At 41.3% G+C, this 25,582-nt stretch carries 22 protein-coding genes and 1 tRNA gene; 7 read left to right on the forward strand and 16 right to left on the reverse strand.

Translation table 11 applies throughout. From position 1 onward, the window contains the following. Nucleotides 1–5 precede the first annotated feature (5 nt). Complete coding sequence (locus tag ACXAFK_RS01920) at nt 6–920, forward strand: cation diffusion facilitator family transporter (RefSeq protein ID WP_224835987.1); 915 nt, start codon at nt 6–8, stop codon at nt 918–920. Further along, the gene (locus ACXAFK_RS01925; protein WP_474956616.1) at nt 920–1,360 is read left to right on the forward strand and encodes a GNAT family N-acetyltransferase; all 441 of its coding nucleotides are present in this window, start codon (nt 920–922) and stop codon (nt 1,358–1,360) included. The genes ACXAFK_RS01920 and ACXAFK_RS01925 overlap by 1 nt, the downstream gene beginning before the upstream one ends. 41 nt (nt 1,361–1,401) lie before the next feature. Here the strand turns inward: ACXAFK_RS01925 and ACXAFK_RS01930 are convergent, their stop codons facing one another. From ACXAFK_RS01930 to ACXAFK_RS01970, 9 genes are all read right to left on the reverse strand, one after another. After that, nucleotides 1,402–2,268, reverse strand: a complete 867-nt coding sequence (locus tag ACXAFK_RS01930) for a hypothetical protein (RefSeq protein WP_474956617.1) — start codon at nt 2,266–2,268, stop codon at nt 1,402–1,404. A gap of 25 nt (nt 2,269–2,293) precedes the next feature. Next, nucleotides 2,294–2,824, reverse strand: coding sequence for a hypothetical protein (locus ACXAFK_RS01935; RefSeq protein ID WP_474956618.1), 531 nt, complete (start codon nt 2,822–2,824; stop codon nt 2,294–2,296). A 55-nt stretch (nt 2,825–2,879) separates the two neighbouring features. Beyond that, on the reverse strand, nt 2,880–4,127 hold the full coding sequence (dcm, locus tag ACXAFK_RS01940) for a DNA (cytosine-5-)-methyltransferase (RefSeq protein ID WP_474956619.1): 1,248 nt from the start codon (nt 4,125–4,127) through the stop codon (nt 2,880–2,882). 41 nt (nt 4,128–4,168) lie between these two features. Further along, the gene (locus tag ACXAFK_RS01945) at nt 4,169–5,125 is read right to left on the reverse strand and encodes a hypothetical protein (protein ID WP_474956620.1); all 957 of its coding nucleotides are present in this window, start codon (nt 5,123–5,125) and stop codon (nt 4,169–4,171) included. 111 nt (nt 5,126–5,236) lie between these two features. Next, nucleotides 5,237–6,862 carry a S41 family peptidase gene (locus ACXAFK_RS01950; protein ID WP_474956621.1) on the reverse strand — a complete coding sequence of 542 codons (1,626 nt, stop codon included), beginning with the start codon at nt 6,860–6,862 and terminating at the stop codon, nt 5,237–5,239. Beyond that, a complete protein-coding gene (rnpA, locus tag ACXAFK_RS01955; RefSeq protein ID WP_224835994.1) occupies nt 6,846–7,232 on the reverse strand; it encodes a ribonuclease P protein component in 387 nt (128 codons plus the stop codon). Before rnpA ends, ACXAFK_RS01950 begins: the two co-directional genes overlap by 17 nt. Nucleotides 7,233–7,408: 176 nt before the next feature. Further along, the gene (locus ACXAFK_RS01960) at nt 7,409–9,262 is read right to left on the reverse strand and encodes a M1 family metallopeptidase (RefSeq protein WP_474956622.1); all 1,854 of its coding nucleotides are present in this window, start codon (nt 9,260–9,262) and stop codon (nt 7,409–7,411) included. Between the two features lie 3 nt (nt 9,263–9,265). Further along, a complete protein-coding gene (locus tag ACXAFK_RS01965; protein WP_474956623.1) occupies nt 9,266–10,915 on the reverse strand; it encodes a S8 family peptidase in 1,650 nt (549 codons plus the stop codon). A 28-nt stretch (nt 10,916–10,943) separates the two neighbouring features. Continuing rightward, the gene (locus tag ACXAFK_RS01970) at nt 10,944–11,810 is read right to left on the reverse strand and encodes an MBL fold metallo-hydrolase (RefSeq protein ID WP_474956624.1); all 867 of its coding nucleotides are present in this window, start codon (nt 11,808–11,810) and stop codon (nt 10,944–10,946) included. Nucleotides 11,811–12,031: 221 nt separating this feature from the next. On the opposite strand from ACXAFK_RS01970, the gene ACXAFK_RS01975 reads away from it, so the two are divergent. After that, nucleotides 12,032–13,876 (forward strand): cation:proton antiporter, encoded by a 1,845-nt coding sequence (locus tag ACXAFK_RS01975; protein ID WP_474956625.1) that lies wholly within the window; start codon nt 12,032–12,034, stop codon nt 13,874–13,876. Between the two features lie 26 nt (nt 13,877–13,902). Here the strand turns inward: ACXAFK_RS01975 and lepA are convergent, their stop codons facing one another. Further along, nucleotides 13,903–15,699, reverse strand: coding sequence for a translation elongation factor 4 (gene lepA / locus ACXAFK_RS01980; protein ID WP_224836001.1), 1,797 nt, complete (start codon nt 15,697–15,699; stop codon nt 13,903–13,905). A 151-nt stretch (nt 15,700–15,850) separates the two neighbouring features. On the opposite strand from lepA, the gene ACXAFK_RS01985 reads away from it, so the two are divergent. Both ACXAFK_RS01985 and dusB read left to right on the forward strand, forming a co-directional pair. After that, entirely contained in the window at nt 15,851–18,271 is a 2,421-nt protein-coding gene (locus tag ACXAFK_RS01985; RefSeq protein WP_474956626.1) for an outer membrane beta-barrel protein, read from the forward strand. Between the two features lie 52 nt (nt 18,272–18,323). Beyond that, nucleotides 18,324–19,316, forward strand: coding sequence for a tRNA dihydrouridine synthase DusB (gene dusB, locus ACXAFK_RS01990; RefSeq protein ID WP_369885528.1), 993 nt, complete (start codon nt 18,324–18,326; stop codon nt 19,314–19,316). On the opposite strand, the gene ACXAFK_RS01995 is transcribed toward dusB, so the two are convergent. After that, a complete protein-coding gene (locus ACXAFK_RS01995) occupies nt 19,313–20,518 on the reverse strand; it encodes an ABC transporter permease (protein ID WP_474956627.1) in 1,206 nt (401 codons plus the stop codon). The genes dusB and ACXAFK_RS01995 overlap by 4 nt on opposite strands. A gap of 2 nt (nt 20,519–20,520) precedes the next feature. Beyond that, the gene (rbfA, locus tag ACXAFK_RS02000) at nt 20,521–20,916 is read right to left on the reverse strand and encodes a 30S ribosome-binding factor RbfA (protein ID WP_474956628.1); all 396 of its coding nucleotides are present in this window, start codon (nt 20,914–20,916) and stop codon (nt 20,521–20,523) included. 101 nt (nt 20,917–21,017) lie between these two features. Here rbfA and mce point away from each other — a divergent pair, with 101 nt between their 5' ends. Both mce and ACXAFK_RS02010 read left to right on the forward strand, forming a co-directional pair. Next, the gene (mce, locus tag ACXAFK_RS02005) at nt 21,018–21,425 is read left to right on the forward strand and encodes a methylmalonyl-CoA epimerase (RefSeq protein WP_224836006.1); all 408 of its coding nucleotides are present in this window, start codon (nt 21,018–21,020) and stop codon (nt 21,423–21,425) included. Nucleotides 21,426–21,484: 59 nt separating this feature from the next. Then, nucleotides 21,485–21,558: transfer RNA gene (locus tag ACXAFK_RS02010), tRNA-Ile, on the forward strand. Between the two features lie 181 nt (nt 21,559–21,739). Here the strand turns inward: ACXAFK_RS02010 and ACXAFK_RS02015 are convergent. Genes ACXAFK_RS02015 through ACXAFK_RS02030 form a run of 4 tightly spaced genes read right to left on the reverse strand, consistent with a single transcriptional unit; the run spans nt 21,740 to nt 25,564 of the window. Next, on the reverse strand, nt 21,740–23,152 hold the full coding sequence (locus tag ACXAFK_RS02015) for an alkaline phosphatase (protein WP_474956629.1): 1,413 nt from the start codon (nt 23,150–23,152) through the stop codon (nt 21,740–21,742). Between the two features lie 24 nt (nt 23,153–23,176). Next, on the reverse strand, nt 23,177–23,614 hold the full coding sequence (locus ACXAFK_RS02020; protein WP_474956630.1) for a hypothetical protein: 438 nt from the start codon (nt 23,612–23,614) through the stop codon (nt 23,177–23,179). Beyond that, nucleotides 23,604–24,938, reverse strand: a complete 1,335-nt coding sequence (locus tag ACXAFK_RS02025; protein ID WP_474956631.1) for an ABC transporter permease — start codon at nt 24,936–24,938, stop codon at nt 23,604–23,606. Before ACXAFK_RS02025 ends, ACXAFK_RS02020 begins: the two co-directional genes overlap by 11 nt. Further along, the gene (locus ACXAFK_RS02030) at nt 24,935–25,564 is read right to left on the reverse strand and encodes an ABC transporter ATP-binding protein (RefSeq protein ID WP_474956632.1); all 630 of its coding nucleotides are present in this window, start codon (nt 25,562–25,564) and stop codon (nt 24,935–24,937) included. The genes ACXAFK_RS02025 and ACXAFK_RS02030 overlap by 4 nt, the downstream gene beginning before the upstream one ends. Nucleotides 25,565–25,582: the final 18 nt, after the last annotated feature.

Raw genomic sequence — 25,582 nt, forward strand, 5'->3', positions numbered from 1 at the left:
GTGATATGGGCCATCACCACCATCACCATTCACATGACCATTCCGATCTAAAAGGAAGAAATCTGCTTATTTCCATATTCCTTAATATTGGAATTACGGTGGCACAAGTTATAGGGGGTTTGCTCTCCGGTAGTTTGGCTTTGCTGTCGGACGCACTCCATAATTTTAGCGATGTACTTTCGCTGATCATAAGTTTTGTTGCTCAAAGGTTGGGCAAAAAACAAGCATGTAGAAAAAAAACGTTCGGATATAAGCGAGCAGAGATTTTGGCCGCATTTGTAAACGCGGCAACCTTAGTGGTTGTGGCCATAATTTTAATGAAAGAAGCTGTTGAAAGGTTGTTAGATCCCCAACAAATTGAATCCAATCTGGTAATTTGGTTGGCATTGATCGCTATTATGTTCAATGGATTCAGTGTTCTTCTCCTAAAAAAGGACTCTGACCATAACATGAACATGAAATCTGCCTATTTGCATTTGCTCACGGATATGATGGCCTCCGTGGCAGTTTTGGTAGGCGGTATATTAATGAAATATTTTGAAATTTATTGGGTAGATGCCGTATTGACCATGATCATTGGAATCTACCTTATTTATATGGGATACGATCTATTGAAGGAATCCACAAAAGTGTTAATGCTTTTTACCCCAAAATCGGTCGTGATTCAGGACATTGTGGAATCTATTTGTACTATAGATCCAGTTAAAAATGTGCACCATGTCCATATTTGGCAACTCAATGAAGAAGAAGTTCATATGGAAGCACATATCGATTTTAAAGAAGATATCCGCCTATCGGAGTTCGATGAAATTTTGGAAAAGATAGAAGAGCACGTATACCATAAACATGGAATCAACCATGTGAATATACAACCAGAGTTTGATAAGTGCGATTCCAAAAGCATAATAGTCCAGGACTAATGGAAGTGGCCATAAAAACGTTCGATCAGCTCACTACAGAAGAGCTCTACCAAATTTTACGTCTCCGCAGCGAAGTTTTTGTAGTGGAACAGGATTGTGTGTACCAAGATGTGGACAACAAAGATCAAAAGGCCCTTCATATTATAGGCACAAAAAATGGTGAAATAGTTGCCTACACGCGTATTTTTAAACCAGGGGATTATTTCAACAATGTAAGTATCGGTAGGGTAGTGGTAAGCCAAGATCAACGTAAATATGGTCTTGGAAAACGGATTATGCAAGCCTCACTTGCTGCGATAGACCAAAGATTTCCGAATCAACCCATTGAAATTTCGGCACAATCCTATTTATTAAAATTTTATACGGAATTGGGATTTAAGGTCACTGGTGAAGAATATTTGGAAGACGGGATTCCACATAGGAGGATGCTAAAAGCGTAAAGCTCCAATGTTATACTGCCAGAATGGAAAAGCATTAGCTGTTATTCATAACTTGAATTAAGATTAATAACGTCCACCAATTCCAAAATTGTCCTGCTTCCATCAATATTCTGATAATCCAAACGGACAAAACCATACTTTTTATGGAAATAGGATATTAATTCTGTTTCTCCCAACCTGCTTGTGGCATTTGACTTTATTACGAAACAATTTAAATTTCCTAGAGCAGTTTCTAATCTGGATTTTTTAATAATTTCATAGTCATAGGTATTTTTTACAAGACCATTCCAGGACAACCATCTGGGATCAGACCAGAAATCACCAATGGATAATGTCCAGTTCCAACTGTTTCCAACTTTATATGGTGCTTTTATATAGGGAAATGGGTTTAACTCCAATATTTTAAAGTATTTATCTCTAGGTGGGTGCATCCAAACATTTTTCTCATTTTCAATGACACCTGATGTACTTCCAAATGGCGCAAAATCATTGTATGTTTGATATGAATAAGATATAACTGTTTGATTATAGTCAGGCATGTATCTTTGCATGGTTTCTACCCCTTCCAACACAGTAATGCTTACTTTTTCAAATAGGCCATCTTTTTTACTGGAGTAAGGTTGAAATTTCCAATCGGAAAGACTATCAATATATTTAAATGAAAGTCTTTGATTATCCTTGGTAAGGTGTTTAAAGGAATAAATAAAAGAGGTATGCTCCTTAAAAATAGTGTTGTTGTGGTTATATCTACTATCATCCAAATTGGTATTGTCAAATTGTTCTACCCAAATGTTATCATCATCTAGAATCAAAGTATAATAAGTACCATTTTGATTCAAGGATTTACAAGCAACTAATACTACAAAGGGAATCAGTATCAAAAAGATAAATAAATGTAATATCTTCATATTTTGAAAGATAATTATTATAAAGTTAAACCAACCTTTTAGCCACACCAATTTTTATTAAATGGTCCAGTTTTAAGATAAGGTTTATTGGTTTTTCCGCTTTATTTTTTCTTGAGAAAAACAGATATCCTTCGGTTTTAGGATTGAATTCATCCAACACCAATTTGCCGTGTCTATCATTATTTTTTGAAACAACCCGTTCCAATTGCCCTTGATTCAATCCCAAACCATGCAAATAGGAAATTAGTTTCGCTCTATTTACCATCGTGATATTACAGGATGTAAAAACATCCTCTTCATCCGAATAAATACTGGTGATCAATGCATAAAAATGTGTCTTTTTTGCGGCATCGAAGAGCCAACCCTGTTTTTGGACCCCATTTTTCTGATAAAACAATTCAAAAGCAAAGGTGGGCAAGCTTTCATTTATATAATCCAGTTGGGCTTTTTCATCAACATAAAACTGTTTTGAAGAACGTTTATCCTTTAGGATAACATCGATGCCCTGTAATTGTTTTTTAAGCTGGGAAATCCGCTCAAAACTATTATACTTCAAGTGTTCTTGGTAATACGAGTCTAATAATGGGGTTAATTTTTGTTCTTTTTTTAGATCAGCTTTGAATTTGCTTTTCAACTTCGTTTATTTTCCGGAACAGGGAAGCACCTATCTTTTCCACAATCCCGACCACCAGGGCGTTGCCCATAAAAAAGGCGCGTTTGGTATCGGAAATACCCTCCAATTTGGTGTGATTGTCCGGAAACATGTTCAACCGTTCCAATTCAACTGGTAAAAGTCTTCGTGGTCCCTTGGAGGTTTGGATCACGTGTTTAAACCGGGATGGGGATTTACCGCCCTCACCGGTTATAATAGTTCTGGAAGGTTGATCAAGGGCATCGGGGAAAACCATACCGCCCTCGCTGTAATTGTATTCAAAACCTGCTTTGGTCTTGCGTATTTCTTTTTTGGAGCCTTTTAAATATTCCCACTTGGGCATATCGGACTCATTAATGTAATATTCTGGAGCAATGCAGTCATTTTCCAAAATGTCGGAAAGAACCGTTTTGGTTCCATCAAAATCGGGACTGGTTTTTATGGTTGTGACCTTACCGTTTAAGCAAATACCCGAGTTTAAGAACGGAGAAAGTTCTTTTTTACTGTTAAAAGTTTCGGATAAGGAGACTAAATTTTCTTTTAAAACAAAAGAAACGGGTTTTGGCGTATTTTGGTCCACGGGAAAAGTCTCGGCAAATGTACCTTTTTCCAAAATCCATTTATTTGGCAGGGTTTTTCTTAGTTTGGAATGTAATGTGGTCCCTTTTAAATAGGCCAGAAAAAAAACGCGCCTTCGGCGCTGTGGCATCCCATAATCGGCCGCATTTATTACCCGCCATTCCACCGCATAGCCCAAATCCGATAGACTGCGCAGCATCACGGCAAAATCACGACCACGTTGAGTGGAAGGCGATTTTAACAAACGATCCACATTTTCTAAAAAAAGATATTTTGGTTTGTTCTTTTTTTCTGAAAGGATACGATGAATGGACCACCAAAGCACCCCTTTTTTTCCTATAAGACCTTTGGAGTTTTTTAAAGATGTGGCCACGGAATAATCTTGGCAGGGAAATCCGCCCACTAGTATATCGTGGTCGGGAATATCTTTGGTAGGTACCGTTTCGATATTGGAATTCGAGTGATTTTCCTTTCCAAAACGGGCTTCGTAAACCAAGGATGCGTGCTGCATTTTGGTAGAGGGCTCCCACTGGTTGCTCCAGATCACTTGATAATGTCCTGTGTTTTCCAGTCCCAAACGAAACCCGCCCACACCGGCAAAAAGTTCACATACCTTTAGTTTTTGCATGTCCAAAAATAGGATTTATTCCTTTTTAATTAATTCTAATTTCATGAATGAAAAACAGTTTTATAAAATGAAAAGATGAACACCACCGAAAAAATAAAACTGACTATCATAAACAGGATGTTGAGAAATCGATTGAACTCCAATGTTTCCAGATTTTCGGAAATTCGTGAAACAGATGGGTTGTATGGTAAATACATAATTTGGAGATGATCTATTTCTTCTGGAGATTGATCTTCATGGATGACTTTTTTATCGGAGCCATAAATATTATCTCCGGCAATGTCAACAAAAGTATATTGGAACTGTACTACTAGGTTATTGTTGATTTTTGTTCCAGTTTTTTGATATCCCATCGTTTTTGCTGTAGCCCCAATCCCATAATACAAAATATCCCAATTTTGTTGCATGGTTTTACCGTTTACTAAAACACCAATTTTTTCCAATAACAAATAAAGAAAAAAACTAAGCCCAAAAAGAAGCATTCCTATTTGCCAGGTATTGGACGATTTAAAAACTATTTCGTAATGCTCTTGGTTTAAAAAAATTTTTCCAAGTGATTCACTGACAAGAACATAGCAACCAATCACATAGATAACTGCTTTTAAGCTACATAGAATTACAAAACCAAAGGAAAACCGACACATTTGTTGTGATAAATAGATTGGGTCTTTCGGTTTTCTCGCAATATTGAGGCCCAAGGGTATTTTTTTATCCATTTGAAACCTCTCGAGTTCTGGCTTACTGTCCCAAACTCTAATTTTTCTTTGGATGTAATGCCCTGAAAAGTTTTCGAAAAGCACTAAAAGTTCCAATAGTGGTTTCTTATGGTTTTTAATTGTTGTAACTGATATTATAGAAGCTTCAGTAGTTGAAGTGGAACCACTTTTTTGACTCTTTAGGATACAAAACGATCTTGAAAAACAATTTCTCATTAAATGATAAAGCCAAAAAAGCAAAACTAAGCCTACCAAGGCCAAGGTAAGTATTGTGTAGGTCATGTGCAGTTTTTGGTTTAAGGTAGTATCTAAAAACCTACCCTGACCCAAACAATTGACGGTTGACCCTTATGAGTTGATAGATACCCAATATGGGTTGTTGGCTACCAAATCTTATTGTAAAATACCATTGTATTCACTAGTGTTGGCCAATAGTTCTTTGGCAGTTAAAATGGCATCGTCGTGGTTTAAATAATATTTATAGAGACCGTTGCGATAAAAGTATCGGGTGATGATCTCGTCTTCCAGGTTTTTCTGAATTTCTTTTTTATAGCTGTCCAACGCGGTGATCTTGCCCCGGTTTACAGCCAATAAGAGGTCTTTGTATTTTTCCTGTACATCTTGTCCTAAAAGCGAATCGTCAGCGTTGATAGACTCTTCTAAAAGCTTTTCCGTTTTTGTCTGAAAAGTAAAGTTCTGTTCTTTTACATAGGATTTAAAAGCCATGTAATCACTTTCCGAAAATGAGAAATCGCTAACATCATTGAAATTATGTTCGTAGAAATAGTTCGTTGCAAAATCAAAAATAATATTGTTCGCCTCCAGAGCATCGATAAGGGAATTGGTTTTTAACGATTCAATGGTTACATCGGGCATAACACCGCCACCGTCCCAAACTTTTCGGCCGTTTTTTGTGGTGAACTCATTAAACTTGGTGTTTCGAACTGCATTTCCCTCAGCATCCCGGTTCCAATAATCCAAAGACTGGATACATCTTCCGGAAGGGGTATAATACCTGGATATGGTAACTTTTAACTGTGTTCCATAGGTGAGTTTGAGCGGACGTTGAACTAAACCTTTCCCAAAGCTTCTGGCCCCCACGATTACGGCACGGTCCAAATCCTGTAACCCACCGGAGACTATTTCACTGGCGGAGGCACTTTTTCCGTTTATAAGAACAACTAAAGGAATATCTACATCTTCCGGCTTGTTCTTGGTCCTATATTCTTGGTTGAACTTTTTTACTTTCGATTTTGTGGTAACGATCAATTCTCCTTTGGGCACAAACAAGTTCGTAACGTTTATGGCTTCGGAGAGCAATCCCCCCGGGTTTCCCCTTAAATCCAAAACCAAACGCTCGGCGCCTCGACCTTTAAGGTCCTGTAGGGCTAATTGCGTCTGTTTGGATGCCTTTCTATTAAAACGGGCAAGTACAATATAACCGGTTTTTTCATCGATCATATCATAAAAAGGAACGGCATCGACCTCAACACCTTCCCGGGTAATGGAAGTGGTTTTGGTTTCTCCCTGTCTCACAAATGTTACCTCTACCGTGGAATTGTTCGCTCCTTTTAATAGTTCTCCCGCATTGTCGTCGAAATCGGCAACCAATGTTTCACCTATTTTAATAATTTCGTCACCGGCCTTTAAACCGGCTTTGTCGGCCGCATATCCTTCATAAGGTTCCACAACTACCAATTTACTTTCGTACGAGCGCACGAGCGCACCTATGCCGGAATATTCTCCAGAATTATTGATTTTGTAGGATTCAACATCCTGCTCATTCAAAAATTGGGTGTAGGGATCAAGTTCGCCCAGCATATTTTTTATGGCCGAGTCCATCAATTCTGCCGGATTGGTCTCGTCCACATAGTTCATGTTGAGTTCTTTGAACAATGTGGTGAATATTTCTATCTGCTTTGCAATCTCAAAAAAGTCGCTCTTAAAACTGCTGGCCCCAACAAAAATTGCCACAGCCAAAACGGGAACAAGCACCTGCTTTTTAATCAATCTTTTCATGGAACTCTTTATTTAAAAATGACTCCAACAACTTTTTCATGGCTAGATCTACCTCTTTAAAATTTGGGGTCTTCTTGCCAAGGTATAAAAATATGAACGCAAAGTTTCCCTCAATGTTGTTAAAAATAATGGGCTTGTTGAGCCGATAGGCTTCTCGTAACAAGCGTTTTATCCGATTGCGCTGCACAGCGGTCTTAAACTTTTTTTTTGGGGCGACCACGGCAACCTTTATGGGAACCTCGCCATTGGGAGCAGTCTTAACGTAAATCAGTTGTAATGGGAATTCACGCAGGGCCTTCCCTTCTGTAAAAAGAGTTTCGAACACTTTTTTATTGGTAAGCTTTTCTTTTTTTGGGAAAGAGAAATCCATTGAAGATCTTTTGTTTAAATTCTTTTGGGTCCCTGTAGTGGTTGGATGGGTGTTTTTTTCTAACATTGTTCGGACAGCTCCATTATTAAAGACAAATTACTCAAATAAGTCCGATATAGAACAAGAAAGGGCGACACAATTGGCCGCCCTTAAAATTTGTGTTTACTAAATTGAGACTATTCCTCTACTTGGTATACATTGTTTTCTCCATCGACATCTGCCATTAACTGTGATGGGTCGATCATTATGGCCTGTACCTTTTCCAGTGGCATTTCCACAGTAAATTCATAGGTAGGGTATGCCCAAGGCCAATCTTCCAAAACGGTGCGCTTTAGGTTGGGATAAGGGTTTTCCTTTTCTCCATACATCATTCGAATTGGAACATAAAAGGTTTCCTGTGTTCCGTCCGTGCTTACCACCAAAATATCCAGTGGCATGGGCATTTCTCCAATACGTTCCATGGTTATCTTGGTTTTTTCGCCATCCGCCTCTACACTTTTAATGCCGTAGTCGATGGTGTTGGTTGTTTGTGTCCAATCGGTCAAATACCAACCAAGCTCCATTCCAGATACCTTTTCGGCAGTCCTTTTAATATCGTTGGGCACCGGATGCTTGAACTTGAAATCATCGAAATACTTTTTTATGGTCTCCATTAATTTATCCTGACCGATTATGTAACCTAACTGGGACAAGAAAATAGAACCTTTGCTATAGGCAGAAATGCCATAGGCAAAATTGGTGGTGTACCGATCGGCGTGGGTAGCTTGGGGCATTTCCAAACCAGAGTTTACCAAGGCGTAATACCCTCGGTACGATCCTTCGAATGGATTTTGCTTGTTCTGTTCCATAATTTGGTTCATGCACAGACTACTAATGAAAGATGTAAACCCTTCATCCATCCATTCGTGTTTGGATTCGTTGGTGGCCAGTACGTGCTGGAACCAAGAGTGTGCCATTTCGTGCACCATAACACCGACCAAACTCCCAAATTTACGTTCGCCGGTGATCAAGGTACTCATGGCATATTCCATACCCCCATCTCCACCTTGCACAACAGAATATTGATCGTATGGGTATTTTCCTATGTTGTTACTGAAAAAAGTCATGGCTTCTGCCGTTTTGGGCTGAAGGTTTTTCCAGTTTTCTTGGAGTTCGGGCTTGTCCTTGTAAAAGAAATGGAGCGTGGGCCCATTTTCCATCTGGTATACATCGTGAATATAATCAGGGTCCGCTCCCCACATAAAATCGTGTACCATAGGGGCTTTAAAATGCCAAGTCAGCGTTTTTCCTTTGGTTTTTACCTTTGTGCCCGGGGTTTCGTAACCATGCCCTATTTCATTCGGGTTTTGGAGATATCCGGTACCTCCAATCGTGTATTCTTTGTCCAATGTGATTTTTACATCATAATCGCCCCATACACCGTGGAACTCGCGAGCTATATACGGGTTTGCGTGCCATCCTTCAAAATCGTATTCAGAAAGTTTTGGGTACCATTGGCTCATGGAAAGGGCAACACCTTCCTTGCTGTTTCTTCCAGAACGTCTGATTTGTAACGGCACTTGGCCATCAAAAGTCATTTCTAACGTAGTTTTGCCCCCAGAAGGAATCGGTTTGGCCAAATCCACCACTAGAATGGTCCCTTCTTCGGTAAAATCAACGGGCTGCCCATCTTGGGTTAATGTTTTGGCGTGCAAATACCCTATTTCGTCTTCAGAAAGCGAAGCAATTCTGCTTTTGTCGCCCTCCATCATTCTTTTGTCCGGATCTTTAATGTTTTGGAGCCTAATGTCCATTTCACTGCCCGGTTGAAAGGCATTGAAAAACAAGTGATAGTAAACGCGACTCAATTCATCTGGTGAGTTGTTGGTATAGACCAATTTCTGGGTGCCAGTGTATCGATAGGTCTTAACGTCCATTTGCACATCCATGGTGTAGTCCACATGCTGTTGCCAGCTACTTGAATTTTGTGCACTTAGGAAGAAACTAGCTCCTAAAAAGGCTGAAAAAAGGAATGATTTTAAACGCTTCATATGTTATTTGGAATTGCTTTCTAGGGTCATTTTACCGTTTGAAATGTTATTTGCTAAAATTAAGGCATTATAGGCATTTGCCATTTTGCCGGACTTGGAAATTTTATCAAAAGACATGGCTTTGCTCTCATCGCCGGCCACAATAACGGAAGTTTTTGTTTGCAGACCCGATTGCATGATGATGCTCTTTACTTGTGCCGCGGTAAGATCTGGATGAAAAGAACGGATCAGCGCTGCAATACCCGCAACAGCCGGAGCGGCCATTGAGGTCCCCCCTTGAAATTCGTAAGTATTGTTGGGCATGGTGGAATAAATTTTTGCTCCTGGAGCAAAAATGTCCACGTTTTGACTTCCATAGTTGGAAAATGATGCCACCATTTCTGACCCATAGCTACTCGTTAGGGCACCTACAGTAATTAAGTTGTCCACAAACTCCATATTTTCAAACTTGTGATCGTTCGGGAAGTTTTTGTTTTCTGGCAGTTGTAGGTCCAAGCCATCGTTGCCGGCGGCATGTACGATCAAAACATCTTTGGACTCTGCGTATTTTATGGCGTCGTAGACCCACTCGGCCTTTGGCGAGAAAGATTTTCCGAAACTACAGTTGATAATAGACGCCCCATTGTCCACGGCATATCGTATGCCCAATGCAATATCTTTATCATACTCATCCCCGTTGGGAACGGCTCTGATACTCATAATTTCGACATTCTTTGCAACACCGTTTATTCCGATACCATTGTTCCTTTGGGCGGCTATAATTCCCGCCACATGCGTTCCATGGCTCTCGGTTTCCACCATATTATTTGGGTTGCCATTTCCGTATACAATATCTGTGATGTCGTATGGGTCGTCCCCTACGGGAGTTCGGCCATTAAAATCTTTGTTGAGGTTGTAGTTTACTTGTTCCGTAAAGTAGGTAATACCTTCCTCAAGCTCAGACAATACTTTTTCAATACTGTCGCCGTAGGTGAACATTTGTGTTAAAACAGCAATGGTTTGTTCCATTTGAGGGGTCTTTGCCTCAATCGATAGTAAATCTTCTTTGGTGTAGGAGTCCTTGCCCAATTCCTTTTTTACAACTTCATCGGCTCCTTTTACCACTTGGAAAATTTGCTCGTACTGTTGCTTGTTCTGCAATGCTTCGGGATATTCTTTATCCAATTTTAACCTTGCGGCAGCCCTATCGGAGGCATCGCCTATGTTTAAACGGAGCATTCTAACATATTCCAGTTGTTCGTTGTACGACTTGCCCAAAAAGTTATAGCCGTGCACATCGTCTACATATCCGTTACCGTCATCATCTTTACCATTATTGGGAATTTCGTCCTTGTTCGTCCAAAGCACGGGCTTAAGGTCTTCGTGATCTAGGTCCATTCCAGAATCGAGAACGGCAACTACAACTGTTTTTCCCTTTCTGTTTTTAATGATTTCTCTGTAGGCCTTGTCCACACTCATTCCGGGAATGGTATCCGCGATAAGATCCAAGTGACCCCAATTTTTTTTCTCCGCATCGGTAAGTTCGGAAACTTTTAAAGGTACGGCATCGATATTTTCAACAGGGGTCGATACCAATGTGGTGGAACCACATCCCATAAGAAAAAGAGATGCGCCCAAGGCAAAGAACGATAGTTTGCGATATGTATATTTCATAGAATTATTTTATTATGTGAGTGAGGATTTATTGTGTTTTGAACAATTCGTTGTAAGAGAAAAGCTGGTCCAAACGGGCTCCCTTTTCGGTCCTTTTCAAGGAACAGATCTGGTTATGGGCATCGTGTTCGAACAGTAATAGCCAATCATTGTCTACAGCTTTTTCCAAAAATGAAGCCTTTTCCTGTAGTGTTAACAGTGGCCGTGTATCGTAGCCCATTACATAGGGTAGGGGTATATGTCCCACCGTAGGAATCAAGTCAGCCGCAAAAACCATGGTCTTTCCTTTATAATTTAAATGTGGCAGCATTTGTTTGTCCGTATGTCCATCTACAAAATGGATTCCAAATCCAAGCTCGGATTCTTGTAAAAAGGAACTTTCTTTTCGATCAATAAAATGGAGTTGACCACTTTCCTGCATAGGCAAAAGATTTTCTTTTAAAAAGGAGGCTTTTTCCCTTGCATTGGGTTTTGTGGCCCACTCCCAGTGGTCTTTATTGGTCCAAAAGCGTGCATTTTTAAAAGCTGGCTCGTATCCTGTTCGATCCTTGTTCCATTGAATGCTTCCACCACAATGGTCAAAATGTAGGTGGGTCAAGAAAACATCGGTCACATCATCACGATGAAATCCGGCATTTTTTAAGGATTTGTCCAAGGAATGGTCGCCCCAGAGATAATAGTAACCAAAAAACTTTTCTGACTGCTTGTTGCCCAGGCCATTGTCGATCAAAATAAGACGTTCACCGTCTTCAATCAAAAGACAGCGAGCTGCAAGGTCAATCATGTTATTGGCATCGGCAGGATTTGTTTTATTCCATATGGATTTGGGCACTACACCGAACATAGCACCACCGTCCAACTTAAAATTTCCTGTTTCTATGGGATAAATTGTCATGTAGAAAATAAAATGGTCTGCAAAATAAGAAAAGCCCCACCCAATTGCCGAAAAAATAAAGATTTATTAGCCGTATTTTAACAAAAAAGGGTTCATGGTAATACATTCGCCCCTTGAATCTGCTCAAATCGACATCGGCATTTGACCCGATTTCGATTATGGCGATTAGAGCGGAACGATAATCTAAAAGAAAAACATTAAATTTCCGCAAAACTTGCACCATGGTCGAACTTGCGGGAATTATAATTCTTGGCATTATTGCACAATGGGTAGCTTGGCGCTTTAAACTGCCTGCGATTCTACCCCTTATTTTAATAGGCTTGTTGGTTGGCCCCATTGCCACCCTGTACACTGAAGACGGATCTAAACTTATAGAACCTATTTGGAACGGCAATAAAGGCCTATTCCCGGGGGAGGGACTCTACTATTTTGTTTCGTTGGCCATTAGTGTAATCCTATTCGAGGGAGGACTTACCCTTAAAAGGGCAGAAATATCAAATGTTGGTCCGGTAATCACAAAATTGATAACCATTGGAACCATTGTGACTTTCTTTGGAGCTGGTGTGGCCGCACATTATATTTTCGGGTTATCGTGGCAAATTTCCTTTTTGTTCTCCGGTTTGATCATTGTTACGGGACCAACCGTGATCACACCAATTCTACGGAACATTCCCCTTAAAAAAGATGTGTCTGCCGTTCTAAAATGGGAAGGAATTTTGATAGATCCTATAGGCGCGCTCGTTGCTGTATTGGTTTTTGAGTTTATAAGTGTTGGGGAAGGACAGGCATTTACCCAAACGGCTTTGATCGAGTTCGGCAAGATTATTTTGTTCGGAACCACATTCGGATTTACGTTTGCCCATGCACTTGCCTTTGCCATAAAAAGAAATTTTATACCCCATTATTTGTTGAACGTGGTTTCTTTATCAACAGTATTGTTGGTTTACGTAGAGTCCGACCTGTTTGCACACGAGTCGGGACTATTGGCCGTTGTGGTAATGGGAATGGTTATGGGGAACATGAACCTCCCCAATTTAAAGGAACTGCTCTATTTTAAGGAATCCCTTAGTGTTCTGCTGATCTCTATCTTATTTATTTTGTTGGCGGCCAACATCAATATGAGCGATTTGGAACTGATCTATACCTGGAACACGGTAGCTCTATTTGCCGTAATTGTATTTATAATACGGCCGTTGGGTGTATTTTTAAGTTCGCAGGGATCCAATTTAAAATTTAACGAGAAGCTATTTATCGGCTGGGTGGGGCCAAGAGGTATCGTTGCTGCTGGTATTGCCTCTCTTTTTGGTTCTAAACTGATGCAAAGGGGGGAGCCCGGTGCAGAATACATTACCCCATTGGTGTTTATGATTGTTTTGGGCACCGTTTTGTTGAACGCTACCACCGCAAGGTTTTTTGCAAAACTTGTGGGCGTCTTCTTGAAAAAATCTGAAGGCATTCTGATTATCGGCGCATCCAAGCTCTCCAGGCTAATAGGGAATTACCTTAGAAAGAACAATAGGCATGTTGTTCTGATCGATAACAACCAGAACAATGTGGAAAAAGCCAAAAAGCTTGGTATGGAAGCGATTACGGCCAACATTTTTTCTGATTCGCTAACCGACAATATCGAGTTGAACGACATGGGCTATCTCATGGCTTTGACCGGCAACTCGGACATTAATAAATTTGCGATTAATAAGTTTCAAAAACAGTTTGGGGAAAACGGCGCTTTCCGTTTGGTGAACACAGAGGAAGTCAACGATCCGGAGAACAACCCAAAAGAAGGACTGTTTTCCCACACCGATGATTTTATTCAATTGATGGATACCGTTCGGAAACATCCAACCATCCATGAAATTGACCTTAAGAACAAGGAACATTACGATAGCTTGATCGACATCACCAAAAAGATGAGGGATATAGTTCCGCTGTTCACCAAATCACCTAGTGGCAGTATTGATATAATACCTGCCAACAGTAAGGATTTCTCCCCTAAAGGAGAAGGCTATAAATTGGTTTACCTTGGTAAAATATTGGAAGCCGATGTGGATAATGGGGCGGAATAATAGCTGAAAACCTTTAACTTTCCCAGTTAATCATTCAACTTTAGAACGGCCATAAAAGCTTGTTGTGGAATTTCCACATTACCTACTTGGCGCATTCGCTTTTTACCTTTTTTCTGCTTTTCCAATAGCTTACGCTTACGCGAGATGTCCCCACCGTAACATTTTGCGGTAACATCTTTTCGCAGGGCTTTAATGGTCTCCCTGGAAATGATCTTGGAACCAATGGCCGCCTGTATCGGGATGTCGAATTGCTGCCTTGGAATCAACTCTTTCAGTTTTTCGCACATCTTTTTACCAATATGGTAGGCGTTGTCAAAGTGAACCAAAGCGGAAAGCGCATCTACGGGTTGGGCGTTCAACAAAATATCTACCCTTACCAGTTTTGATTGTCGCATTCCGATCGGGGAATAATCAAAAGAGGCATAGCCTTTGGATACAGTTTTTAAACGATCGTAAAAATCAAATACGATTTCTGCCAAGGGCATATCAAAAATCAACTCTACACGTTCGGTGGTCAAATAGGTTTGGTTGACGATTTGCCCGCGTTTCTCGATACAGAGCGACATTACGTTGCCCACAAAATCAGCTTTTGTGATAATGGTCGCTTTAATGTACGGTTCTTCTACCCGATCTATGGTCGAAGGGTCGGGCAGGTCGGAAGGGTTGTTTACGATAATTGGTTTTTCATCACCTTTGGTGGTGTATGCATGGTAGCTCACGTTGGGCACCGTGGTTATTACCGTCATATCGAACTCACGTTCCAAACGTTCCTGTATAATTTCCATGTGCAACATGCCCAGGAACCCACATCGGAAACCAAAGCCCAATGCGGCACTGCTCTCTGGGGTAAATACCAAAGAGGCGTCGTTCAACTGCAGTTTTTCCATGGAAGAACGCAAATCTTCAAAATCTTCGGTGTCAACAGGGTAAATTCCAGCAAAAACCATAGGTTTTACGTCCTCAAACCCTCCAATCGGGTTTTTGGTGGGATGTGCAGAATCCGTAATGGTATCACCCACTTTAACTTCTCGGGCATCTTTGATGCCGGTGATCAAATAGCCCACATCTCCTGTGGAAATTTTCTTTTTTGGCACCTGGGTCAATTTTAAGGTTCCGATTTCATCGGCCTCATAAGACTTTCCGGTGGCGACAAATTTAATTTTCTGTCCTTTGGTAATTTCTCCGTTTACCACCCTAAAATAGGTTTCGACCCCTCTGAACGGGTTGTAAACAGAATCAAAAACAAGAGCTTGAAGCGACTCATTGGGGTTGCCTTTTGGGGCAGGAACACGTTCTATTATCGCTGTTAATATGTCTTGGATACCGAGGCCTGTTTTTGCACTTGCAGGAATTACATCTTCTGGGGAGCACCCTAAAAGATCCACAATATCATCGGTAACTTCTTCAGGATTGGCGCTTGGTAAATCAACTTTGTTGAGTACGGGAATTATTTCCAGATCATTTTCCAGCGCAAGATAGAGGTTGGAAATGGTCTGTGCCTGAATGCTCTGCGCGGCATCTACCACTAAAAGTGCACCCTCACATGCGGCAATGGATCGGGATACTTCGTAGGAGAAATCCACGTGCCCGGGAGTATCGATCAGGTTAAGCACATATTTTTCTCCGTTGTGCACGTACTCCATTTGGATGGCGTGGCTTTTTATGGTTATGCCCCGTTCGCGTTCCAAATCCATATTGTCCAATAACTGGTCCTGTTTTTCGCGTTCGGTGACCGAACCGGTAAAGTCCAACAAACGGTCTGCCAAGGTACTTTTACCATGGTCTATGTGCGCAATGATGCAAAAATTCCTGATCTTCTCCATATCAACTATAACATACCCAAAAATGGGATATAATCAACTGCAAATATAGTTGTTTTATATACCTGTAAATGCATTTTTACAAATAAGAAAAATCGACTCCTATATTCCTCAAAAATAATTTCTTAGATTTGAGGTTCAACCCAAACCTCGAATGAAGAACCTGACCATTGCCATTTTATGGGTACTCTTTGCTATATGCTGTACTTACGGACAAACCTATAAGGTTACGGGCAAGGTTGTGGACGAGCAAAACCAGATCGTTCCATATGCCAATATTTTATTGCTTCGAGCGATCGACTCCACTTTTGTTCAAGGGACTTCTGCCAACGACGAAGGTTTTTTTGAACTTGTTGAGGTTGCACCCGATCTTTATCTTTTACAGGCAAGCTATGTAGGGAGGGGCTCGGAACCCAGGGCTTTGGATATTACCACCGATGTTTCCCTAGGGGCATTGATCATTCCCTTATCTGACAACGAACTGGAGGAAGTGGTGGTCACCGCTCAAAGGCCAAAGCTACAACGATTGCCGGACAGACTTGTCTTTTCGGTGGAAAACACAGTGGTCTCCCAGGGCACATCTTGGGATATTCTAAAAAATACGCCCGGGGTCATCGTAAATCAAGATCAATTGTTGATTCGTGGCCAGAACGCAACAGTTTACTTGAACGACAGGAAGGTTCAGTTATCCGGACAGGAGGTACAAGATTTGCTACAGGGCTTGTCGGGAACAAATATTAAATCGGTAGAGGTTATTGCCAATCCTCCGGCAAGTTACGATGCCGAGGGCGGCCCTATTTTGAACATTGTAACGAGTAAAAACATTGTGCCGGGATATAAGGGCAGTGTAAACGGAACCTTCACTCAGGCCGTTTTTCCCAAGTTTAGCATGGGTACAAGCCATTATTACAAAACGGACAAGCTTAATTTGTTTGCCAATTACACCATCAACCCCCAAAAGGAAATCAACAAAACGAACAAGGGCATCAATTTTATAGATAGTAGTGATGCCGTTTTCTCTGTTTGGGATACTGACTATGATCAAACCAATAAATCGCAATCGCAAAATGCGAGTTTTATCCTGGATTATACTTTCGATGCTCAAAACAGCCTGAATGTAACCTCCGATTTACTGTTTAACCTAGATCAAGAGCAGGAAACTGTTCTAAACACCGATATGGGAAATGCACAGGCACAATTAGATTCCACCTTTGCCACGAGAAACGGCTCTAATTTGGACAATACCAACTTGGCCTTTGATCTTACCTATGTGCATAAATTAAAGAAGGAGGGCGCGCAGATTAGAGCAAACGGACATTATACGTACTTCAATGGAGAAATGTTTCAACGACTGTCCACCAGTTATTTTGATGCCAACGGTTCCTTTTTAAGGGATTTTGGATTTGATACCGATTCCGATCAAGAGATAAAGATTTTTACCGGACAACTGGATTATTCTACACCTATTGGCAGTATGTCTTTTGAATCCGGGGCCAAGCTATCTTCGATTACTTCGGAGAACACTATGGACTTTTTCAATTTCAATGGATCGAGCAACACCGTGGACGCATCCCAATCCGACAGATATATTTATGATGAAGATGTTTACGCGGCTTATATGAGCTTAGTAAAAAATTGGGAGAAATGGTCCATGAAACTTGGTGTTCGTGGGGAGCTTACCAAGGCCAAAGGGAATTCGATCACCTTGGGCGAGACCAACACCCAAGACTTTTTTGAACCCTTCCCATCTGTTTATTTGCTGTATTCACCATCTGACAAACATAGCTTTGCGTTTGATTATGGAAGAAATATAAACCGGCCCAAGTACAACGACCTGAACCCTTTTCGATTTTTTTACAACGAGAATGATTTTGAAGAAGGAAATCCAAGCTTGAGACCGAGCTTCAGCAACAACTTCAATTTTAATTACACCCTGAACAGTGAGTTTTTCTTCGACGTGTACTATCGTAACAATGGCAGTAATATTGCCTATTTGGTGTTTCAGGATAACCAAAACCAAACCTTGGTAGAATTCAAACAGAATGTTTTGGACAGTAAGTCCTACGGGCTGGACTTTACCTTGAGCAAATCCATTGCCCCAGCTTGGTTTATGTATGCTTATACGTCCCTTTTTCACGAAGAAGAGACCTTTTTGGCCGAAGAAAGCGGCAATGTTCCGTACACAAACGAAGTTAATGGCGTTTATGCCTATTTGGGGAATTATTTAACCCTTTCCAAAGATGGTACCTTTACGGGAGAGATAGCGGGCACCTATGTTTCCAAGTTTCTTTTTGGATCATATGTGTCCGATGAACAATTCAACCTTACCATAGGCTTAAGAAAGACCCTCTTTGATAATAAAGTTACAGTATCGCTTGCCGCTGAGGATATTTTGGAACAATATGTTCCCACCTATCGTTCTAAGTATTTGAATCAGGATAACTTTTACCGAAGACGGCCAGAGACTCAATTTATCCGCTTTGGATTTACCTATAATTTCGGAAACTTTAGGTTGGAGGATAACGAACGCGGCATCGATAAAAAAGAGCGAGATCGACTGCAATCACCGAACTAGCTTTTTGGTTTTAAGCTATTTTGTACTTTTGCAGTCCAAAAAACAGTAGGATTTGCCAAAAATTGGAAACATAGAACTACCTGATTTTCCGCTTCTTTTAGCTCCGATGGAAGATGTGAGCGACCCTCCTTTCCGCAAACTTTGCAAGGAACAGGGCGCCGATGTGGTCTATACCGAGTTTATTTCTTCGGAAGGGTTGATTCGGGATGCCGCAAAAAGCGTGATTAAACTGGACATTTACGAAAAAGAGCGCCCTGTGGGCATCCAGATTTTTGGCGCCGAATTGGATTCTATGCTCCAAGCTGTGGATATTGTGGAAGCATCCAACCCGGATATCATTGACATCAATTTTGGCTGCCCTGTAAAAAAGGTAGTGTGTAAAAATGCAGGTGCCGGAATTTTACGCGATATTCCCTTAATGGTGAAGCTTACCGAAGAAATTGTGAAAAGGACCCATTTGCCCGTAACGGTAAAAACCCGATTGGGATGGGACAACAGTTCCATCAAAATTGTTGAGGTGGCCGAGCGTTTGCAAGATGTTGGTATTAAAGCAATCTCTATCCATGGGCGTACCCGTGTACAGATGTACAAGGGCGAGGCCGACTGGAAACCCATTGCACAGGTAAAGAACAACCAAAGGATGCATATTCCCGTATTTGGCAATGGCGATGTGGACACGCCCGAAGCTGCCGTAAAAATGCGCGACGAGTTTGGATTGGACGGAGCCATGATAGGTAGGGCAAGTATTGGTTACCCTTGGTTTTTTAAGGAAGTAAAACATTTTTTCGAAACAGGAGAGCATTTAGCCCCCCCAACAATGCAGGAAAGGGTCGATGCCGCGCGCAGGCATTTGCAAATGGCAATTGATTGGAAGGGCGAAAAACTGGGGGTTTTTGAAACACGAAGACATTATACCAACTATTTTAAAGGGATTCCACACTTTAAGGAATACCGGATGAAGATGGTAACCAGTGACGATGCCGCAGATGTTTTTGCCGCTTTTGACGAGGTTCAGGAAAAATTTGGGGATTACCAGTTCGCTTAAGCGGAAATCAATTTTTCGTTGATTCGGCTACTCGCAATTTTTGAAGAAATAAAGCCCAGAACCACAATGGTTCCGATCACGATCAATACGTTGAGGGCATTAAATTCCACCGGATAGGCCAAAGAGGGCGTAATTTTAAGCCAACCAAAAACCAATTGTGAAACAATCAACAAAGAACCGATCAGCACACCGATCAGTCCGCCAAAAGAGGTGACCAATAAGCCTTGGATAAAATAGATTCGACGCAATTCTTTAATGGTTGTGCCCAAGCTATATAGTGTTTTGGAGTTCTGTTGTTTGTCCAAAATCATCATAATAATGGCCCCAACTACATTAAACAGAGCAATAATCAGTACAAGGGTAAAAATCAAATAAGTTGCTAAATTTTCGGTGTTGAGCATCCGATATAAAGAGGTGTTCTGCTCCCTTCGAGTTAAAACCGAAACCTTATCCCCCAAAATCCCAACTATGGAATTTCTGACATCTTCTGCCGAGGCATTCTCCATCAATTTAAAATTGATGCCAGATATATCCGTACTATCTTTTTGTAATAATTCCTGTACTACGGGCAGGTGCGCAAAAACGTATTTTTTGTCCAATGTTTCTTCCACAGCAAAAACGCCGCTCACCACCAAGGCAATATCATCATAAGGTTTGGCATTTAATCCTTGTTGGGAAAAGGAGCCTTCGCCAGGTTTAGGGACCAAAACCTCCATGGCCGAACGATTATTGATAGGCACACCCAGTAAGTTATAGATTCCGATGCCAATAACACCATTGAATAAATCCGAGCCCCAATTACCAAAAATTAAAGTGCTGTCCACACCGGTAACATTGCGATAATTTTGATCCACCCCCTTAATGTAGGCAATGGTACTTTTTTCTTTGTAGGTAAGGTAAGCCCGTTCTTCCAGTTCTTTGGAAAAGCTGGCCAAACCTTCAATATGGTTTAGGGCAGATTCTTCGTCCGCAGAAATGGAAAAATGCTTTCCAATAGTGGGAGAAGCTTTGAGGTCGGGATCAAATGTGTTGGAAAAAGAAAGACTGAACGTTTTTAGACCGGCAAAAGCGGAAAGCACGATAAAAAGGGCCGCGGAACCGATTACAATCACCAAAAAAGTAATAAAATTGATGATGTTTACCGCATTTTGACTGCTTTTGGACCGTAAGTAACGTTTTGCGATATAAAGCGGAAAGTTCAAAATCAGGATTTCTTACGTTTATCGAGCAAGTCTCTGTTCTCTATTGGGTTTTCTTCCCCTTTTAAGGATTTTTCGATTCCTTCAATATACTCCAAGGAATCGTCCAGATAAAAATTAAGTTCAGGCACACGTCTAAGTTGGTGTTTGGTGCGCTGGGCCAGTTCGTGGCGAATGGCCACTTGGCTCTCTTTAATGCCCTCCAATAATTCTTTGGCACCCTTGTTCGGAAAAATACTTACATAAGTTTTGGCCAATGATAAGTCCACAGTAACGGAAACCTTGGATACAGAGATCAAAGTTCCCTTAAGGCCTCCATCGGTAGCGGCACGTTGTAAAATATCGGCCAGGTCTTTTTGAATGATTCCTGCTATCTTTTTTTGTCGTTGTGTTTCCTCCATAGTACAAAAATAAGCGAATTAATGACTAACCTCACTTTATGAACCGTTTACAGTGCTTAATTTTGAAAAAAGGCAGAAAATTAAAGCAAATTACATTTCCTATGGAAAAAATTGAACATATCGGAATCGCGGTAAAAGATTTGGAGACATCGAACAAGCTTTTCGAAAAGCTGTTGGGTGTACCGCACTACAAAATTGAAGAGGTGGCCTCGGAAGGGGTAAAAACCTCTTTTTTTAAATCCGGGCCCAATAAGATAGAATTGCTGGAAGCTACCAAGCCCGACAGCCCTATTGCCAAGTATCTGGAGAAGAAGGGGGAGGGCATCCACCATATTGCTTTTGCGGTGGAGGATATTGCATCCGAAATTGATCGTTTAAAAAATGAAGGTTTTACTGTTTTGAACGAAACCCCTAAAAAAGGTGCGGACAACAAACTGGTGGCGTTTTTGCATCCAAAGGGCACAAATGGGGTGCTGGTGGAGCTTTGTCAAGAAATAAAAGAGGGGTAGAACGGTCAAATCCTTGCGCTGAAGAAAAATAAACACTAATATTGCATCCGCAAAATGCGGGTCCTATAGCTCAGCTGGTTAGAGCACCTGACTCATAATCAGGGGGTCCCTGGTTCGAGCCCAGGTGGGACCACACGAAACCCTTCTAAATTGTTGATTTGGAAGGGTTTTTGTTTTTCTAATACTCGGCTTTAGATTTAACGACCTAGTTACTGGGAAATCCTGCAGGATACCCCGATAGGACAAAGCAAGTCAAAGTCCCATCGGTTGTATTCCAAACAAGAATTATTCTTTTCAGGTTTTGCCCTACATCCTTAGAAGTTGTTTTCCACCTCTGCTGCTTCCAGCATTAGGAAATGTAGGTCCGTATTTTTTATAAAGGGATTCAATAATTCGCTACCGGGGCCGTACATGGCCAATTCCACATAATCTGCGGAGTGTTGCATACTTATCCAGCCTACGGAGGTGTGCTTTTTCTGGATTTCCGCCAACGCGTTGAACGGAAGGTTCCTAGGATTGTACCACCCGTCCTTGGATTTTAAGGAGGTATAATAGCTCAGCAAGGTTTTCGCCTCTTCGTCCGTCAATGCAAATCCATTGGCAAATTCCACTCGCTCCTTTAAGTTGCTCACGGATGTTTCCTTGCCGATACCGTTCAAGATCCATTCATTGGTATGTTTGTAGTTTTGAACGGTATCAAAATTATCGTTGGCATTTTTTCCATAAATGAGCCCTGGGTTGGCATTGCCATGATCGGTAGTTATGATAACCAAAGTGTCTCCATCTTTTCCAGCAAAATCCATGGCAACCTGCACGGCTTCATCAAAGGCGACTTGATCATATAGCAGACCGGCAATATCGTTGGCATGTGCTGCCCAATCCACTTTTCCGGCTTCTACTTGTAGGGTGAATCCTTTTGGACTGTCAGACAGGTTTTCTATGGCTTTTTGAGTCATTTCCGCCAAACTTGGAATATTTTCCATGAGTTCTTTGTTGCTTTCCCTATCCTTGGTGTAGGCTAGGCCATTGTCCGAAAACACACCAAGAATTTGTTGATGGGCCGGTGCGGACATCATTTCTTGTCTGGACCGTGCCACCACATACCCTTTGTTTGCAAAGGCGCGGTACATATCTTTTTTGTCCTTTCGTTTTTCGGCATCAAAATATTCGTTGCCTCCCCCCATCAACACATCAAACCCATGCTCCAAGTATTTTTCCGCTATGGATGCTTGGTCGTTTCTGGATTTTTCGTTCACGCAAAAGCCCGCGGGAGTGGCATGTGTAATGGGCACGGTTGTAACGCATCCGGTCTTTTTTCCTGCGGATTTAAATTTTTGCCAAATAGGAAGGTGCTGCTCACCATTTACGCCGTAGTTTATTCCTCCGTTGTTTATTCTGGCACCTCCTCCCCAAGAAGAGCTAGCAGCAGCGGAATCGGTTACCATGGAATTGGCCGAGGCCATGTCCATTAGTGCACGGTTCACCTTATTTTCCCGGTACAGGTTTAGCCAATTGCTGCCTTTTCCGGTTTTTCTGGAGAGGTAAAGGTCGGCCATGTTCAGGGTACCCGTGCTCATCCCGTCGCTCACCAATAAGATGATGTTCTTGGCTTTTTTTCTTTTCCATTCACTCTCAAGGTCCGACGCCCTTACCGTTTCAAATGGTGTGAAAATCGAGGCACCTACGGCTGTTAAGGCCCCGTTTCTAAAAAACTTTCTTCTGTTCATTTTTGATTATTATGTTGTGATAGGTTAATTCATTTTTTGAGCTACGGCATCGGTAAGGATGTAGTTAAAGTGCTGAACATCGTCAGCGTTCAACTTTAGAGTCCCGGTTACGTAAAGTACATCGTCGGTATTAAAATTGGGCTTGGACATAAACTCGAGCTCCATGGCTGTTTCCGGCCCTCCCATTCCACAGAAAAAACACGAAGCCATTGGGTTTTTGGACAAGATGAACAATTTACCACTAGGGTCAATGTTCAAAAAGTATCCTGTAATGGCCACTTTTTTGCCCTCGAGAGATTTCATGTGGTCGCTAAATTCCGGGTAAAGAAAGTTTTGATCATAAGCAGGAAAAAACTTTTCTGTATAATCGATACGGGCCAAATCCCACCAATTTATTTCGGTTTGTGAAAAACAGAACATTGTGGACAACAGAAAAAAGGCAATAATTATGTTATTTCTCATGGCTCAATATTTTTGATATATTCATTTTAATGATAGGGTTAATAGCAAGTAGAATGGAAAAAAGAACCATTAACAAAACCAATACAGCGGTTTTGAACAATTCTTGGAATCCAAGCTCAAGCGGCATTTTTTGTTTGTATTGATCCGTTATCATCTCAAATATGAAATAAATTCCTATTTGCGATAAAAGTACACCAATAACAAAAGCAATAAGGGAAATCAACAATCCTTCGTAGGCCACCATTTTGATCAACTGAAAAGTATTGGCGCCGTAGCTCCGCATAAGTGCGAGATCAAAAGCGCGATCACGGACCATGCGGTACAGACTTATAAAAATGGTAATACAGGAAATTACGAGGATGGCATAGGCTATCCAGGTAATGGTTTTTACACCGACACCAGTAAATTGATAGAGTCGCTCCAGTTCAAATTTTGGAAGTGCCGCTTGCATGTTCGTGTTTTCGTTGATGGTTCGGGGAGTGGTCAAAAGTGCCATCGGATTCCGAAATGAAATCAACATAGAAGTGATTTCTTTTTCGTGCTCCTCTTGATGTCCGTGTTCCGTTTCCTGTTCGTGCCCTTCATGTTCATGTTCTTCTTCATGTTCGTGTTCATGTCCTTCCTCATCATGATGGTGTTCTCCCTCTTCATGGTGGTGCTTCTCTTGTTCTACCACCCCTCCTTCCTTTGAATAACTTGGCTCTGATTCGTGATCGTGCACATCCCAAACAGTCTGTAGTCTGGTAATGATCAATCGGTCCATAACCTTGTGGGTGGGCTCGTAAATTCCGACCACTTTTAAAAGGTCGTTGTGGGCATGCCCTCCTGTTTCTGCCAAGCCATGCGAGCTTTGAAATGTATCGCCGATCCGCAGACCGGTAGCATCGGCAATTGTTGCACCAATGGCAACTTCCATTGGTTTTTCCGGGTTTTTCCCTTCTTTTAGTATTGCATTGTAAAGAGCGGTAAATTCTGGGGTTGTCCCTACAATCCTGTATCCCATATAATTATCGCCGTAAGAAATGGGCACGCCTTTTTCTATCATGGGGTTTTTCAATAATTTCTTGGCTTCTTCATAAGGAATATTGCCTGTAGGATTGTCTATATGGAGCACGGAGGCGAGAACCAATTGCAATGGGCTGCCTTTTGCACCAACTACCATATCTATATCCCCTAAACTATTTTCCATTTGTTTGCGGAAGGATGTATCCAACTGCTGAATTCCGACAAGTAGGGCAATACTAACAGAAAGGATCAAAATGCCCAAGAAAGTATATAGAGGCTTGTACCTAAAGTTTTTTACACTGATTTTCCAAATGTTCATAGCTCCAAGGTTTTGTTGAACAATGGTTTAATGCGCTGGTCGTGGGTAATTACAATCAAATTGGCTTTGTTGGCGTCCGCTTGCTCAATTAAAAGTCGCATCACCTTTTTACAATTTGTGTCGTCTAGGCTAGAGGTGGGCTCATCGGCCAAAACAAGTTGTGGGCGGTGCACTATGGCCATGGCTATGCCCAACCGCTGCAGCTGTCCCTCACTGAGTTCCCTCACTTTTTTGTTTTTACACATTTCAATATCGAGATGCTCCAGCAAATCTTTGATCACGGTTTTGGAAATGGTTTTTTTGGCAAAAAACAGTCTTACCTCTAAGTTTTCCATAACGCTCAAAGATTGTACCGCATGGTTGTTTTGAAAAACAAGGCCGATATTTTGACCTCTAAATTTATCCAACTGTTTGTTGGTTAGTTTTTGAATATCTACATCATCTATGTGTATACTTCCATCCGATGGAGAGAGCAGACCCGCCAAAAGATGTAAAAGTGTGGTTTTCCCGATGCCAGACTTTCCCAAGATCAAAAGATTTTGGTTTTTGCTCAATGTGATGTCGGGGAACTCGAAGATGGTGTTGTCGTTATCGTATTTAAATTTAAGATTGTTGGTTTGTATCATACTACATGGATCATTATC

It is taken from the genome of Flagellimonas sp. ABD4_174, assembly GCF_056160185.1.

Bases quoted from the DNA above. Each gene is read 5' to 3' on its own strand.
- ACXAFK_RS01920 (WP_224835987.1), top strand. From the start codon at position 6: ATGGGCCATCACCACCATCACCATTCACATGACCATTCCGATCTAAAA.
- ACXAFK_RS01925 (WP_474956616.1), top strand. From the start codon at position 920: ATGGAAGTGGCCATAAAAACGTTCGATCAGCTCACTACAGAAGAGCTC.
- ACXAFK_RS01930 (WP_474956617.1), bottom strand. From the start codon at position 2,268: ATGAAGATATTACATTTATTTATCTTTTTGATACTGATTCCCTTTGTA.
- dcm (WP_474956619.1), bottom strand. From the start codon at position 4,127: ATGCAAAAACTAAAGGTATGTGAACTTTTTGCCGGTGTGGGCGGGTTT.
- ACXAFK_RS01945 (WP_474956620.1), bottom strand. From the start codon at position 5,125: ATGACCTACACAATACTTACCTTGGCCTTGGTAGGCTTAGTTTTGCTT.
- ACXAFK_RS01950 (WP_474956621.1), bottom strand. From the start codon at position 6,862: ATGAAAAGATTGATTAAAAAGCAGGTGCTTGTTCCCGTTTTGGCTGTG.
- rnpA (WP_224835994.1), bottom strand. From the start codon at position 7,232: ATGGATTTCTCTTTCCCAAAAAAAGAAAAGCTTACCAATAAAAAAGTG.
- ACXAFK_RS01960 (WP_474956622.1), bottom strand. From the start codon at position 9,262: ATGAAGCGTTTAAAATCATTCCTTTTTTCAGCCTTTTTAGGAGCTAGT.
- ACXAFK_RS01965 (WP_474956623.1), bottom strand. From the start codon at position 10,915: ATGAAATATACATATCGCAAACTATCGTTCTTTGCCTTGGGCGCATCT.
- ACXAFK_RS01970 (WP_474956624.1), bottom strand. From the start codon at position 11,810: ATGACAATTTATCCCATAGAAACAGGAAATTTTAAGTTGGACGGTGGT.
- ACXAFK_RS01975 (WP_474956625.1), top strand. From the start codon at position 12,032: ATGGTCGAACTTGCGGGAATTATAATTCTTGGCATTATTGCACAATGG.
- lepA (WP_224836001.1), bottom strand. From the start codon at position 15,699: ATGGAGAAGATCAGGAATTTTTGCATCATTGCGCACATAGACCATGGT.
- ACXAFK_RS01985 (WP_474956626.1), top strand. From the start codon at position 15,851: ATGAAGAACCTGACCATTGCCATTTTATGGGTACTCTTTGCTATATGC.
- rbfA (WP_474956628.1), bottom strand. From the start codon at position 20,916: ATGGAGGAAACACAACGACAAAAAAAGATAGCAGGAATCATTCAAAAA.
- mce (WP_224836006.1), top strand. From the start codon at position 21,018: ATGGAAAAAATTGAACATATCGGAATCGCGGTAAAAGATTTGGAGACA.
- ACXAFK_RS02015 (WP_474956629.1), bottom strand. From the start codon at position 23,152: ATGAACAGAAGAAAGTTTTTTAGAAACGGGGCCTTAACAGCCGTAGGT.
- ACXAFK_RS02020 (WP_474956630.1), bottom strand. From the start codon at position 23,614: ATGAGAAATAACATAATTATTGCCTTTTTTCTGTTGTCCACAATGTTC.
- ACXAFK_RS02025 (WP_474956631.1), bottom strand. From the start codon at position 24,938: ATGAACATTTGGAAAATCAGTGTAAAAAACTTTAGGTACAAGCCTCTA.
- ACXAFK_RS02030 (WP_474956632.1), bottom strand. From the start codon at position 25,564: ATGATACAAACCAACAATCTTAAATTTAAATACGATAACGACAACACC.